The following is a 13343-nucleotide window of genomic DNA, read 5'->3' as shown; positions in this document are numbered from 1 at the left end:
AAATTTGTTCTTAAGGTAATCTTAACAAGGTTTTAATTAGACAGCAAATAATGCCTTTTGAAAAGGAAAAACGTGGTTGTGATGGAGGAATAGCAAAAAACATCAAGAATGAACAAAAGTATTTTGGTAGTATATGGATATATTCAATGTGAGGGGGATATTATGGAATATCAAGTAAAGGGGTACTTTTCATCGCTAAAAGGAAGTAATTATGAAATTGGAAAACAGCAAGGGGAGTTTGTGAAAAATCATCCGTATCTCATTCCACAATTTATACAGCAAGAACATTTAATATCAGATAACCACTGGACAGAATCTAGAAATGTATTAAATCAATATTGTTCAGGAATTAATGAAGAAATTGAAGGGTTTTGTGAAGTGTTAAAAATTCCTTCTAGAAATATGATGTATTATTATCAAACACTATTAAAGGCAGGTTGTAGTCATTGTGCAGTATTACCACAAAAGACGGATTCAGAGCATACGTATGTATTAAGAAATTATGATTTATCACCAAAAATAGATGATATGCGTTTTTGCTCGACGCATGTTGAAGGTGCGTATGTACATAGTGGTTTTTCTACTCAATATTTCGGACGAACAGAAGGAGTTAACGAGCATGGGTTATCTGTTACATTTTCAGCATGTGGGCAACCAGTAGGAAATATTGAAGGTTTAAGAAAGTCAATGGTAAGTGGTTTACAATGTTTTGCGGTAATTCGAGTATTATTGGAGAAATGCAAAAATGTACAGGAGGCTAAGTCACTAATAGACGAAATGCCAATTGCAAGTAATATTAATATTATTGTAGCTGATCCTTTAAATGCAGCACATATTGAAATATTTGACGGGCATATATCCATAACAACAATTGAAGATAATAATCATGCTTTTATTGTATCTACGAATCATGCGGTTAGTTCATCCATTAAAAAGTTAAATAATAGAAGGCTAGAACAGTCTACTAAGAGATATCAAATATTACAAGACTATTTAAATCAAGGTGAACAAATTAGCACAGATTCTTTAAAAAGTTTGGTAGAATGTGAATATCCTAAAGGGCTGACAGTACATAATTATGAAGAGTGGTTCGGGACTTTGCATTCTGTATTATTTGATTTACAGGATCGTACATTGAATATTTGCTTCGGATCGCCACTTTTGAACGAGTGGTACTCATTGAAAGTTGGAGAGAGCCTTCCGTTTTCCGAGGTGAATGTGAACTTTAAAAATAGTAAATATACTGATTTTTGGAGAGAAGACAAAAATGAATGGATTCCTAAAGATTAAAAAGGAATAAGATGGTAAAATGAAGGGGCGAAATAGACAGGAGGAATTATTATTGCTACAAGCTATGTTACCAATTGTTCTTATCTTTTTTCTAGTCGCTTCGATGTATATAACTTATCAAAAAAGAAAAAAAGCAGGGATAAAAGGATTGAAAAGTGCATTAACTTCTATTTGTTGCTTTTTAATTGCAATCTTAAATTTGTTTGCATATTGGCTTCATTTTGGAGGTGTTTTTACTTGGCTATTTTCAATCGTATTATTGCTAGTGGGGGCATATTTTACAAAATATATTCCAATCTCTAAAAAGGTACACTAAAATTATATGAATTTATACGTATCAGTTTTATCCGTAAGACCCCCACCTCAAAATTCGCCTGTAAAGCAAAGAAGTTAGGTGGGAATCGGGCTGCCCGAAAAATCCTGATTGGTGTGGGCTAATAATCAGTGGGGGATGAACAAAACCCCCACTGATTAAAGTTTCACTTTATTTCGTAATGAAAAGAGATTATTCTATTAAGTCGTTGTGCATCAGCTTCATAGAATAATCTTTTTTTTATGTTTATTTTTGTAGAGAATGTACTGTTATTTTTAGTTGTTCAATAAATTCACGGGTTGCAGCGCACATATATTTATCTTTTCTAAAAATAAGTCCTATATCTATTGTTGGAATGGGGTTTTCAATTTTAATGGCCTGAATGTGTTCGTTTTGCAAAAAGTCTATATACGGTTTTGGTAACACTGTAATTCCCATACCTTTTGAAACCATTTGAATCAAAGATTCCATCGTACTAATTTCTAAAATTGGTTTCGGTTTAAAGTTAAAGTTTTGACAATGGGGTACCGCCACATCGCTATCAAGCTAAGGAAACAGGTCACCCCTAGAACGAAATTTTCAGGCTTTCTTGTAACAAAGAAGCCTATTTTATCATTTTGGGGATGACTTTTTTTCTTGATTTGATGAGCATTAGGTTAGCACCTATAATATAAATATTTAAGAAATGGTTTAATACTGTTATTGAATTATGTTTTAGTTTCTGTTCGAATGAACCGCCATACTAAAAGTGATGCTGTTAAATAAGCAATAGTCATAGTTATGAATGTATTGCTTGCACTATTATACCAGCCTTCTGATAAATGAATGACAACACCCATAACTGCCACACCAACCAAAGCACCAATTTGTCGATTTGCATTCAAGGTTGCCCCAGCCATATTTGCATGGGATGGTCCTGCTGCTTGCATAACGATTGCAGTCATTGCAGGAACCGTGACACCTACTCCTAAATTGATTATTGAGAAAATAATTGCTAATAACCAATATGGCATAGATGGAGAAATGAAAATTACTAACAACAATGATCCAAGTCCGGCTGTAAATAGAGCCAAGAGCATAGGTAGTCTTGAACCTAGACGGGTAGCTACTTTAGCAAACAGAAGGTTGCCCACCACAAAGACCGCCATCATAGGCAATAACTGTAATCCGGCCATAAAAGGACTTGCACCACGAGCTTCTTGCAAAAATAGACTCAGCATGAAGACTCCACCAAAAAGAGAAAAATTGAGTAAAAAGCCTACCATATTTGCGGCAGAAAAACGAGAATCCCTAAATAATTGACTTGGAATAATTTGATTTTCTGTTTTCCGTTCTCTTGCAATAAAAAGGATTGCACTCAAAACCGCTATACTGGTTGAACTAACAATTGGAAGAGAGAACCAACCCATTGAAGGACCTTCAATTAGGGTAAAACAAAAACATGCTAATGTGATAATACCTAAACCATGACTAGTAAAATTTAATTTACCCTGTACACGAGGTGACTGAGCGATGATTCGGTAAGTAAAAAAGAGGCTAATCATACCGATAGGGAGATTAATAATAAAGATACTTTGCCATCCAGTCATATCTACTAGTACCCCACCAACAAAAGGACCTAAGCCTGCAGATGTAGAGACTATGGCTGCCCAGATACCAAACATTTTGGCTCTTTGTTTCTCATCTGTATAAGAAAGTGCAAGTAGACTAAGAGAACTTGGCATAAATAAAGCTGCTCCAGCACCTTGAAGAAGACGGGCTGCTATAAGAACATCGGCAGTCTGTGCCACAGCACATAATAGTGATGCAAGTACAAAGAAACATAAACCAAGTATGTAAATATTTTTTGCACCATAGCGATTGGCTAGTGAACCTCCCGCAAGTAAAAAAGAGGCAAATGTCAAAATATAGCCATCAACAACCCAGGTGATTCCAGTAAAACTAATTTCAAGGGAGTTTTGAATATCTGCAATTGCGACATTTACCACTGTAGTATCAAGTGTTGCCATTACAAACCCCATTGCTAGGACAACAAGTTTCCAAATACCAGTAGAAGATTGTGTTTGAATTTCGGATGCTTCCAGGTTTATATCATCAGTACGCTGTAATTTCATTTCTAACCAAAACCTCCATTCAGTTGCTTTCTTAGGTTTATAAAAATTTTATTTCACGAGGTGAATTAAAATTTAAGATCTTTACACTATAAAACAGTAATAAATATACAAATTGTGAAGTTAAGACAACAATTTGTATATTTATAAAGATTAATTTATTAGGGGGGCGATTCTCACTTCGTTTGGATTGCATCACAACTCACGAGTTTTTAAGAAAAAACTACGATAGATTCCTAAAAATAAAGTTACGATTCGGTTTTATGAAAACTTTAATTCATTAAAGTTTTCTCTCGAATCCACTTGTCCACTATTTCTACATCATAAAATCCTTCGATTTGTTCCATTAATGTTGCTAAGGTTTCTTCACTCATTGCTTGAGCCCACTTATCTTCTACTTTTTTCATAACCCTTGCTAAAACACAGTCTTCCTGGAGATGGGATTTTTTCGAATCAAAGACAGCTATATCCATGCCTTTTCCCTGATAAAAAGAACCTCTTCCTTCGACTGCTTGGAAAATATCATACAAATTAATCTCTTTTGGAGATCTTGCTAATGAAAATCCTCCTTTCGTCCCTGTTATTGATTCTACTAACCCTGCCTGTACCAGCGATCTCATCAATTTTTTCAAATAGGATGGGGATACATCTAAACGCTCACTGATTGCTTCTGAAGTTAGAGTAGTACGGTCAGGCACCCTTGTTAATAAAAGTAAAGTATAAACAGCTTGTTCCATTCCAGATTTTATTCGCATAAGTTAACCTTCCTTAAAACATGATCATTTATGGATAATGATTATCCATAAATGATTTTACTCTTAAATAGATACATAGTCAATTTATAAATGGAAATTAAAAGCATTTATTACCAAATTTAATCAAGTAAAGTTCAATAACTAAACTGTTTTAGAATTAGAAAATAATGCAATATATCGAGATTATATAAGGATCTTTCCGCATTAATATCAAGGGTTCTGGTGCAAAAACTTAAGGACAATTGCAATGAATCTATAAATCTTGGATATACTGTTACTATTACTTTAGAAAGAGTGCGTGATTGGTATGGAAAAGGAAAATGTATTCAAATGGAAGCATTATCAGCCTGATATTATTTTGTTAACGGTAAGATGGTACCTACGGTACAACCTCAGTTTTCGTGATTTGGTGGAAATGCTAGAAGAACTGGGTTTATCCATTTCTCATACAACGATTATGCGTTGGGTTCATCAGTATGGTCCTGAATTGGACAAACGAATTCGTCGTCACCTCAAACAAACAAATGACTCTTGGAGAGTCGATGAAACATATATCAAAGTAAAAGGTCAATGGATGTATTTGTATCGTGTTGTTGATTCGAAAGGAAACACAATTGATTTTTTCCTAAACAAAACAAGAGACCAAAAGGCTGTAAAGCGCTTTTTCAAGAAAGCTTTGCGGTCTTTTCATGTTTCAAAGCCGCGTGTTATAACTGTCGATAAGAACCCAGCTTATCCTATAGCGATTGAACAGTTAAAAAAAGAAAAAAGCATACCTGATGGTATGCAACTTAGACAACAAAAGTACTTGAATAACATAGTAGAACAAGATCATCGCTTTATAAAGAAGCGAATCCGTTCTATGCTAGGGCTCAAATATTTTGACACAGCTACATCCATTCTTTCTGGGGTAGAAGCCATGCATATGATTAAAAAAGAACAGCTTGATTTACGGGACCAGTCTGTCCAAAATCAGAAAGAATTCATCCATCAATTGTTTGGACTTGCACCATAAGATACGATTCCGTTAGGGATATATGTGCTTTATTCTCTTTTATTTTATTTTTGCACCAGAACCCGGAAAAGGGTTATGTTGGGATGTTTATCATCCTATTGATAGCTTATGTAAGTACTAAAAAATAGCTTGTACAATTATCATAATTAATATATTTTATTTTTAATAAATTAATAAACTAGACATTTAATAGAGGAAGAAAGCCTAATCAATTAATTTATGAATTTCATAGAATATGGTGTAAATAAATTTATCGGAAATGGGGTTATGTTAGATGTCTTTTGAGGATAGATGTGAATGTGATGAATGTAATAGACGAAGACGAATAAAAAAAATAGAAATTTTGAAGGGGGGAGATTGGGTGATTTAGGAAGAAGAGGATTAAATGGTTTTAGAGAAGGTGATAAAATCAGAGTCTTTTCAGGTGGAGATCAGGTTGATGGAACAGGAGTTTTTATTCGTGTAGAAGATGGATTTCTTATTTGGGTTGATAATAATGCAAACTTCAATGTGACAAGGCTAGATGTTATTAGTGTTCAACGAATTTCTTAATGCCTTTTAAAAATAAAATAAGATAAGAGAAGAGGACTTTTATCTTATTTTGTTTTTAAAAGTAGATATGTTTATTAATTTATATAATGTTGTTGGACATCAATAAGATATGGTTTTGATCTCTTTGTTTATAGTGTTTTGAATGTATACTTTTCTTGATAATTTTGAAGATATCAGGAGAATTGGTGTGAAGTCAATGATTTAGGTGAAATGAATTAATTTTTGAAGCTCCTGTAAATCTTTTCTGACCACTAGAAGTTAAATAGTAATCGTAGTTAAAATTTATTCTCATGGTAACCATTGATGCCCACCAAAGATCGTAATCATTCCAAGTTATAGAGCCTATAACTGCAATATACTTCGATACATCAGAAGGATTATTTCCCTCAATAGGGGGTAATGACAAGGTTGTTGCTATGAACCGCAAAGTAAACTCTTCAAATCATATAAAATAAGTGAATTGGTTACCAAAAACCATAATTTTTGTAACTAATTTAATCTTAATTAAAGTTTTTGATATCAATGGCATACAATCTTACTAAAAATAATTGCCAAAATGATTACCATAAACTTTTTATAATTTTATTGGATTATACTTTGCGGTCTATGACAGCAACCCTGTTACTACCCCAATAAGTGATGTTATGTAAAAAAGTTGGTACAAGTTAATAGATGGCAATAGGTAAGATGACTCTAACAGGTGATGCGAGGGTTAATCTTATCTATTGTCATCTACATTCAAATATAAGGTATTAAAAATCAAGGTTATAGATAGCTGGTATATCAATTCTAGGGAAACCGCCCATACCCATTCCAGGGAAACCTATAATACGGTGAGAATCTAATGTCATGTTTGCACCTACTTTTTATAAATATTTTATATTCTTTTACATGTTATGCTTAAAGAAAATAAAAGAGCTTATTCTCATTTGAAATTAGGCAGACTAACTACTGATAATACTGATTATGTGAACGAAAAGTCACTTCAGAAAATCTGAAGCGACCTTTTCTAGATTTCTAGATATATGAACTACTGATAAGTGGGGTTATGTTAACTTGATGGGCATGTATGGTAACCCCCAATAGCAATTATCGTAGGTGCTGCCTTGATCTGGGTGACGCCTTGTTTGTTGTTAATGAAAATAGAGAAAGAAGATAGACTAGTAAACAAGCTGTTTTCTACTTTTAAACATAGAATATAATAAATTCTATTTAATATGAGGGGGGAACTTATATTCATGAGAGATGATTGTCGTTTTGAGAACTTCAGAGATTTTGATGATCGTCGTTGTAGACGTGACCGTGACTGCGATTGTGATGAATGTCGTCGCAGACGTGACCGTGACTGTGACTTCGATTTTGATGATCGTCGTTGTAGACGTGATCGTGACTGCGATTGTGATGAATGTCGTCGCAGACGTAACCGTGATCGTGACTTCGATCGCGATGACCGTTGGGATTGGTAAATCCCTTTGGAAGAGTGCTTTGGGGAAAAGCACTTTTTTTTGTTCAAGAATTTTTTGGTCTTATTTGTTAAGGGAAGATAAGGATAAATAAAAAAAGAGAGCAGAAGCCCTCTTTTGGAATCGGAATCGGTTAATTAAGAAGAAATTGGAATTCCTAATGCTATTAAAGTCAATGCTATTTCAAGAGAAATCTCAAGTCTAGCAATTTTGATTCCAGCTACTGAGGGAACTACAAAAGGTTGGCCATTTATGAATAGAATACAGCTTGTCATGTATACGCCTCCCTTCTAGTAGTCTACTAGAGTATATGAATTCGTTTTAAATACGTAATAGTTAAATATACATATTTAATAGAATTGATAAATTAAATCTGTGCTAACAAAACAAACGAACACAACGAACGGAAATAAGCATCATTTCATAAGATCAATAAAGCTAACGATTTGAATGTATACTTTTGTTGGTGTTTTCTTCGAAATACGGAAAAACATCGGAAATTCAATATTCAAAGGGATTTGAATGTAAACTAATAGTTGAAAGTTTACATTCATTTTTTCTTGGAAATATTTTAATCAAAAAAACTGAAAATTAAAATATTTGAATGTATAATAAAGTAAAGAAGATATTGAAGAAATAAATAGAGAAGAGGGAATATCATATGACTAGTTTAAAAAATGTTCTTGAGCTTGATTTTGCATATCTTGAAACCTTTACTAGCCGAATAGAGAAATCATGGGAGTCTATATTTTGTAATGAAAGTAACCCATATTATTATGATGCAAATCATGCACATGTAAGTGTAATAAGTTTAAATCCACAAATGATAGTAGATGAAGTAGTGCATTTTTATAAAACTAAAAATATAGTACCTAGATTTTATATATACAACTTAGATATGCAAGAAAAACTGATTTCTGAATTACAAATAAAGAATTTTGGATTTGAAGAATTAATAAGTCCAGTCCAATTATGGAACAAGAAATTAACTAAAAAAGATAAAAATGAAAAAGTTACTATTGAAAAGGTATCTGAGTTAAATTTTGATGAAGCTTTAGATATTGAATGTAGTATAAAAGAGTTAGGGGGCGAAGTTAGAAAAAAAGTTTTTCAAGATGAATTCCAACATCCAGCATTCACTCACTATCTACTTAGATACAATGGAGTAGCATGTGCCATCGCTTGTATTTTTGAACATGAAAAACAAGCCCGAATGGAAAGTGTAGCTACAATTGAAAAGTTTAGAGGTAAAGGGTTAATAGGTGAACTTATTCACTTTATTCAAAGTGAAGTAATGAATAGAGGACTAGATAATCTTTGGGTGATCCCAATTAACGAAAAAGTAGAAAAAGTGTATGAAAAGTATGGATTTGAAACAGTAGAAAAAATTAAAACGGGACATGCGTTTTTAGAAGGAAAAAGTATTAAAGAAATTCACGAGGGATAGAAAAAAATCAATTTATTTTGCTGAAAAATATTTAGTTAACAAGTGTATTGAAAGTAAACTAATATGTAAAAGTTTACTTTCGTTTTTTAAATATTTATAATTAATTTTCCAATAAATTTCTCAATATAGATATAATCGTTAATAATGTCATTAATATTCTAAATTAACAGAAAACAATATACAATAAGGATATTGTGGTTATAAATGAAGGAGTTTAAGGTGAATTTACCGATATATAAACTTTCTTCGATTATATTAATTAAAGGGGGATTATAAAATGTCTGATCTTTATTCTCGTCTTAATAAAAATGATGCAGCTGTTCTTCTAGTGGATCATCAAACTGGTCTTATTTCCGGCTTGGTGCGTGACTATAGTGTTGATGAATTCAAGAACAATGTTTTGGCTCTTGCTAACACCGCTAAGTTTTTTGATTTACCAGTTATTTTAACGACAAGCTTTGAAAATGGACCTAATGGCCCGTTAATGCAAGAATTGGTCGAGCTCTTTCCTGATGCGCCCAAAATAGCTCGGCCTGGACAAATTAATGCATGGGACAATGAAGAGTTTGTTAAAGCCATTGAAGCGACAGGTAAAAAACAATTAATTATCGCAGGAGTTGTTACTGATGTTTGTGTTGCGTTCCCGGCACTATCGGCTGTAAACGCGGGATATGAGGTGTTCGTTGTAACCGATGCATCAGGAACTTTCAGTAAACAAGTTGCAGATTCTGCCCTTATACGTATGGCTCATGGAGGGGTCCAATTAATGAACTGGTTTAGCATTGCAGCAGAATTACAACGTGACTGGCGAAATGACGTGGAAGGCTTTGGAGCCTTACTTTCTAACAATCTTCCCGGTTATCAAAATATCATTGGAAGCTATAGGGGAGCTCAAAGAGATTTTAGCCAAGTAAAATAACACTAAAAGAGCTATGTAGACGAACGGTAGTGTACTCAATTCGCCATGATTCAATAATATCTCTGAATTCATTTAGGTTTTTAAACTACTGTTCTTCAAATTTATTGGATTTCTAATGTATAAATAATTACTTTAAGAACAATTTTGTTCCAAAAAACTATTAAGTTTGAAACAAAATTAAAAAAGGAGTGTTTTATTATGAGTAATTTAGAATTGTTAACACCGGAGAACAGTGCAGTAATTTTGATCGATTTTCAGCCTCAAATGACTTTTGGAGTTGCAAGCATTGACAGACAAACATTGTTTAATAACGTTATATTGCTTGCTAAATCAGCAAAAATTTTTAACGTACCTACTATTCTTACTACAGTTGAAACACGCAGCTTTTCTGGTTATTTTTGGCCACAAATTCTTGACATATTCCCAAACCATGACCTTATAGAACGTAGTTCAATGAACTCTTGGGAAGATTCAAAATTTGTTGAGGCAGTTAAAGCAACAGGTAGAAAGAAATTGATATTTGCAGCACTTTGGACCGAAGTTTGCCTTGCATTCCCTGTGCTTGAAGCAATTAAAGCTGGCTATGAATGTTACGCAGTTGAAGATGCTTCAGGTGGTACTAGTTTGACAGCGCATAACGCTGCTATGCGTCGTGTAGAACAAGCTGGGGCAATTCCATTGACAGCACTTCAAGTTTTACTTGAATACCAACGTGACTGGGCACGCAAAGACACTTATGATGATGTTATGGAAATTGTGAAAGAGCACACGGGCGCTTATGGTCAAGGCGTGGAATACGCATATACTATGGTACATGGTGCGCTTGCAAGCAGAAAAAAGTGAAACAAGAAGGAGTAGCTCATACAGGGAACACGATGGATGTTGGCGGACCAGTAACAACGATTGTTACATGGGAAATTCAAGAGGATAGAGAAAAACAGTTTGAAGCGTGGAGACATGAAATCGAAGCTGTCGCTACTAAATTTCCTGGGCATTTGGGCGTAAATCTAATAGTCCCCAATAACGGATCCAGAGAGTATACTGTTGTATTTCGCTTTGATACGTATGAGCATCTACGTGCTTGGCAAGAATCAGATATTCGTCGAGATTTGTTAAAAAAGGCAGAACGATTTCAAGCTATTAATCCAACTTACAAAACTGAAAGCAGTTTGGCGTATTGGTTTGTTACTCCGAAAACGCCAGTTCCACCGCCAACATGGAAAATGTCTATTGTTACCCTTCTTGGTGTATGGCCTCTTAGCATTTTGGTTCCTATGTTGTTAGGGCCTATTATAATAAACATGAATACCATTTTGTCAGCTTTTTGTGTGGCTGCATGTATAGTGTCCTTGCTATCATGGGTAGTAATGCCGATTCTCGCTAAAATATTTCATCCCTGGTTACAAAATAATAGGAAGTAGACGAGGTGTGAACATGAATCTACCGGATATGATCTTATATAACGGAAAAATCACTACCCTTGACCCATCTCAACCTGAGGTATCGGCTATCGCCATAACTGATGGTTTAGTCACTGCCGTAGGTGGAGATGAGCTTCTTAATAGTGCTACAGAAAAAACCAAAAAAATAGACCTTAAAAGAAAGAGAGCTATTCCGGGCTTGAATGACTCTCATATACACGTTATTCGTGGCGGTCTTCATTATAATATGGAATTGCGTTGGGAAGGTGTGCCATCACTTGCTATTGCTCTGGAAATGCTTAGAGAGCAGGCAAGGCGTACACCTGCCCCTCAGTGGGTGAGAGTAGTTGGAGGTTGGTCTGAATTTCAATTTAAAGAAAGACGGATGCCAACTTTGGAAGAGATTAATGCTGTTTCTGAAGACACGCCTGTCTTTGTGCTACATCTATACGATAGAGCACTTGTAAATCGTGCAGGGCTGCGCGCACTGGGATACACAAAAGATACCCCAGACCCTCCGAGCAGTTTAATTGAGCGGGATAAACGAGGTAATCCAACGGGTCTTTTACTTGCCTATCCTGACGCTGCTCTTCTTTATTCAAGTTTGGGTAGAGCACCAAAACTTAATTTTGACGACCAGATTAACTCAACTCGCCATTTTATGCGCGAATTAAATAGATTAGGTATCACAAGCGCCATTGATGCAGGTGGTGGATTCCAAAATTATCCTGATGATTACAAAGTTGTTGAACATTTAGCCGAGAAGGATCAATTAACTTTGCGTATAGCGTATAATCTATTTACGCAAAATCCAAATCATGAATATGAAGACTTTGCTTCATGGGCCAAAATTGTTTCTCCGGGTCAAGGGAATGATAAGTATAAAATGAATGGTGCCGGAGAAATGTTAGTATTCTCGGCAGCCGATTTTGAAAAATTTCAAATGCCGCGGCCCGAACTAACTACGATGATGGAAGCTGACTTAAAGAAAGTAATTTCTCTATTGGTGGAAAACCGTTGGCCATTCCGTTTACATGCAACTTATGACGAGTCAATAACACGTTTCTTAGATGTTTTTGAGGAAGTCAACAGAGAAATTCCTTTTAATGGTCTACGGTGGTGGTTTGACCATGCAGAAACAATCTCAGATCGTAGTATGGAACGTGTTAAGGCTTTAAATGGAGGTATTGCCATACAAGACCGCATGGCTTTCCAAGGTGAATACTTTGTTGATCTATACGGAAAGGAAGCGGCAAAGCGTACTCCTCCGATTTATCGTATGCTAGACCTGGGTATACCTGTTGGCGCCGGTAGTGATGCAACCAGAGTTTCTAGCTATAACCCTTGGGTTGCTCTTTACTGGATGGTTGCCGGAAAAACCATTGGTGGTCTTTCGATATACGATGAAAAGAATAAACTTGACAGAAAAGTAGCCCTGGAGCTATATTCCAAAGGAAGTGCGTGGTTCTCTGGTGATGAAGGGAAAAAGGGAAGCCTTGCAGTAGGTCAGTTTGCTGATATTGCTGTATTGTCTGCTGACTATTTTACTGTGCCAGAAGAAGAAATCAAAGACCTTGAATCATTACTCACCATTATGGGTGGGCAGGTTGTTTATGGAAATGATGAATTTAAAAATTTGTCACCTGAATTACCGCCAGCATCACCTGATTGGGCACCGACGGGAGTATATGGTTATGGTGGGGCTAATCTAGCCCACAATATACTTTCTCGCGATGCCCATGATCACAAGTCACATCGTTGTAGTAACCCTCTCCATCAACACACTCATACCGTAATAGGAAAAGATGGAACTAAATGGGGTATTGGTTGTACTTGCTTTGCTTTCTAATAAGGGTTTGGGGTCGAGGATGGACCCAAATAGTAATGGTAATAGGATCACAAAAACGAGCATTAAGTCAAAGAACTTAATGCTCGTTTCAGTTTGGTACTAAAGAAACACCGTTACTCGGAAAGGTTCTGGTACAAAGATGATTTCAAAAAAACATAGGTCATGAATTTCTTGCTAACTTACGGAGTATGCTGCGATGCCAAACAGT

The 13343-nt window shown here is 35.1% G+C and carries 12 protein-coding genes and 2 pseudogenes; 10 read left to right on the top strand and 4 right to left on the bottom strand.

All coding sequences use genetic code 11. The features are described 5' to 3' along the window. Nucleotides 1-162: 162 nt before the first annotated feature. Together ACTFQM_RS03405 and ACTFQM_RS03400 are read left to right on the top strand one after the other, a co-directional pair. Nucleotides 163-1290 (top strand): C45 family autoproteolytic acyltransferase/hydolase, encoded by a 1128-nt coding sequence (locus ACTFQM_RS03405; protein ID WP_440033448.1) that lies wholly within the window; start codon nucleotides 163-165, stop codon nucleotides 1288-1290. 52 nt (nucleotides 1291-1342) lie between these two features. Beyond that, nucleotides 1343-1606, top strand: a complete 264-nt coding sequence (locus ACTFQM_RS03400) for a hypothetical protein (protein WP_440033447.1) — start codon at nucleotides 1343-1345, stop codon at nucleotides 1604-1606. 243 nt (nucleotides 1607-1849) lie between these two features. On the opposite strand, the pseudogene ACTFQM_RS03395 reads toward ACTFQM_RS03400, so the two are convergent. From ACTFQM_RS03395 to ACTFQM_RS03385, 3 genes and pseudogenes are all read right to left on the bottom strand, one after another. Continuing rightward, nucleotides 1850-2128, bottom strand: a pseudogene (locus tag ACTFQM_RS03395) (LysR family transcriptional regulator substrate-binding protein); the annotation flags it as partial. Between the two features lie 182 nt (nucleotides 2129-2310). Then, nucleotides 2311-3717: an MFS transporter gene (locus ACTFQM_RS03390; protein ID WP_440033446.1), complete on the bottom strand. Its 1407-nt coding sequence runs from the start codon at nucleotides 3715-3717 to the stop codon at nucleotides 2311-2313. A gap of 269 nt (nucleotides 3718-3986) precedes the next feature. Further along, nucleotides 3987-4469: an Rrf2 family transcriptional regulator gene (locus ACTFQM_RS03385; protein ID WP_098481615.1), complete on the bottom strand. Its 483-nt coding sequence runs from the start codon at nucleotides 4467-4469 to the stop codon at nucleotides 3987-3989. 307 nt (nucleotides 4470-4776) lie between these two features. Here ACTFQM_RS03385 and ACTFQM_RS03380 point away from each other — a divergent pair, with 307 nt between their 5' ends. The 3 genes and pseudogenes from ACTFQM_RS03380 to ACTFQM_RS03370 all read left to right on the top strand — a co-directional run bounded on the left by ACTFQM_RS03380 (nucleotide 4777) and on the right by ACTFQM_RS03370 (nucleotide 7502). Next, nucleotides 4777-5484, top strand: a complete 708-nt coding sequence (locus ACTFQM_RS03380) for an IS6 family transposase (protein WP_440033445.1) — start codon at nucleotides 4777-4779, stop codon at nucleotides 5482-5484. Between the two features lie 274 nt (nucleotides 5485-5758). After that, a pseudogene (locus ACTFQM_RS03375) lies at nucleotides 5759-6036 on the top strand (hypothetical protein). Nucleotides 6037-7274: 1238 nt separating this feature from the next. Continuing rightward, on the top strand, nucleotides 7275-7502 hold the full coding sequence (locus ACTFQM_RS03370) for a hypothetical protein (RefSeq protein WP_440033444.1): 228 nt from the start codon (nucleotides 7275-7277) through the stop codon (nucleotides 7500-7502). 134 nt (nucleotides 7503-7636) lie between these two features. On the opposite strand, the gene ACTFQM_RS03365 is transcribed toward ACTFQM_RS03370, so the two are convergent. Then, a complete protein-coding gene (locus ACTFQM_RS03365) occupies nucleotides 7637-7774 on the bottom strand; it encodes a DUF3956 family protein (protein ID WP_440033443.1) in 138 nt (45 codons plus the stop codon). A gap of 386 nt (nucleotides 7775-8160) precedes the next feature. On the opposite strand from ACTFQM_RS03365, the gene ACTFQM_RS03360 reads away from it, so the two are divergent. The 5 genes from ACTFQM_RS03360 to ACTFQM_RS03340 all read left to right on the top strand — a co-directional run bounded on the left by ACTFQM_RS03360 (nucleotide 8161) and on the right by ACTFQM_RS03340 (nucleotide 13135). Then, nucleotides 8161-8946: a GNAT family N-acetyltransferase gene (locus ACTFQM_RS03360; RefSeq protein ID WP_440033442.1), complete on the top strand. Its 786-nt coding sequence runs from the start codon at nucleotides 8161-8163 to the stop codon at nucleotides 8944-8946. Between the two features lie 277 nt (nucleotides 8947-9223). Then, a complete protein-coding gene (gene ycaC / locus ACTFQM_RS03355; RefSeq protein WP_440033441.1) occupies nucleotides 9224-9865 on the top strand; it encodes an isochorismate family cysteine hydrolase YcaC in 642 nt (213 codons plus the stop codon). A 198-nt stretch (nucleotides 9866-10063) separates the two neighbouring features. After that, a complete protein-coding gene (locus ACTFQM_RS03350; protein WP_440033440.1) occupies nucleotides 10064-10708 on the top strand; it encodes a hydrolase in 645 nt (214 codons plus the stop codon). After that, on the top strand, nucleotides 10705-11286 hold the full coding sequence (locus ACTFQM_RS03345; protein ID WP_440033439.1) for an antibiotic biosynthesis monooxygenase: 582 nt from the start codon (nucleotides 10705-10707) through the stop codon (nucleotides 11284-11286). Before ACTFQM_RS03350 ends, ACTFQM_RS03345 begins: the two co-directional genes overlap by 4 nt. Nucleotides 11287-11299: 13 nt before the next feature. Then, nucleotides 11300-13135 (top strand): amidohydrolase, encoded by a 1836-nt coding sequence (locus ACTFQM_RS03340; RefSeq protein WP_440033438.1) that lies wholly within the window; start codon nucleotides 11300-11302, stop codon nucleotides 13133-13135. The last annotated feature ends 208 nt before the right edge of the window (nucleotides 13136-13343 follow it).

The sequence above is a fragment of the Bacillus cereus group sp. MYBK30-2 genome (genome assembly GCF_051915945.1).
GTDB classification, from domain to species: Bacteria; Bacillota; Bacilli; order Bacillales; family Bacillaceae_G; genus Bacillus_A; species Bacillus_A paramycoides.
Note: the sequence above shows the minus strand (reverse complement) of the source record. Positions and strands in the feature narration are given on the sequence as shown.

Excerpts from the sequence above, each read along its gene's own strand:
- ACTFQM_RS03405 (WP_440033448.1), top strand. The coding sequence starts at position 163 with ATGGAATATCAAGTAAAGGGGTACTTTTCATCGCTAAAAGGAAGTAAT.
- ACTFQM_RS03390 (WP_440033446.1), bottom strand. The coding sequence starts at position 3,717 with ATGAAATTACAGCGTACTGATGATATAAACCTGGAAGCATCCGAAATT.
- ACTFQM_RS03385 (WP_098481615.1), bottom strand. The coding sequence starts at position 4,469 with ATGCGAATAAAATCTGGAATGGAACAAGCTGTTTATACTTTACTTTTA.
- ACTFQM_RS03380 (WP_440033445.1), top strand. The coding sequence starts at position 4,777 with ATGGAAAAGGAAAATGTATTCAAATGGAAGCATTATCAGCCTGATATT.
- ACTFQM_RS03370 (WP_440033444.1), top strand. The coding sequence starts at position 7,275 with ATGAGAGATGATTGTCGTTTTGAGAACTTCAGAGATTTTGATGATCGT.
- ACTFQM_RS03365 (WP_440033443.1), bottom strand. The coding sequence starts at position 7,774 with ATGACAAGCTGTATTCTATTCATAAATGGCCAACCTTTTGTAGTTCCC.
- ACTFQM_RS03360 (WP_440033442.1), top strand. The coding sequence starts at position 8,161 with ATGACTAGTTTAAAAAATGTTCTTGAGCTTGATTTTGCATATCTTGAA.
- ycaC (WP_440033441.1), top strand. The coding sequence starts at position 9,224 with ATGTCTGATCTTTATTCTCGTCTTAATAAAAATGATGCAGCTGTTCTT.
- ACTFQM_RS03350 (WP_440033440.1), top strand. The coding sequence starts at position 10,064 with ATGAGTAATTTAGAATTGTTAACACCGGAGAACAGTGCAGTAATTTTG.
- ACTFQM_RS03340 (WP_440033438.1), top strand. The coding sequence starts at position 11,300 with ATGAATCTACCGGATATGATCTTATATAACGGAAAAATCACTACCCTT.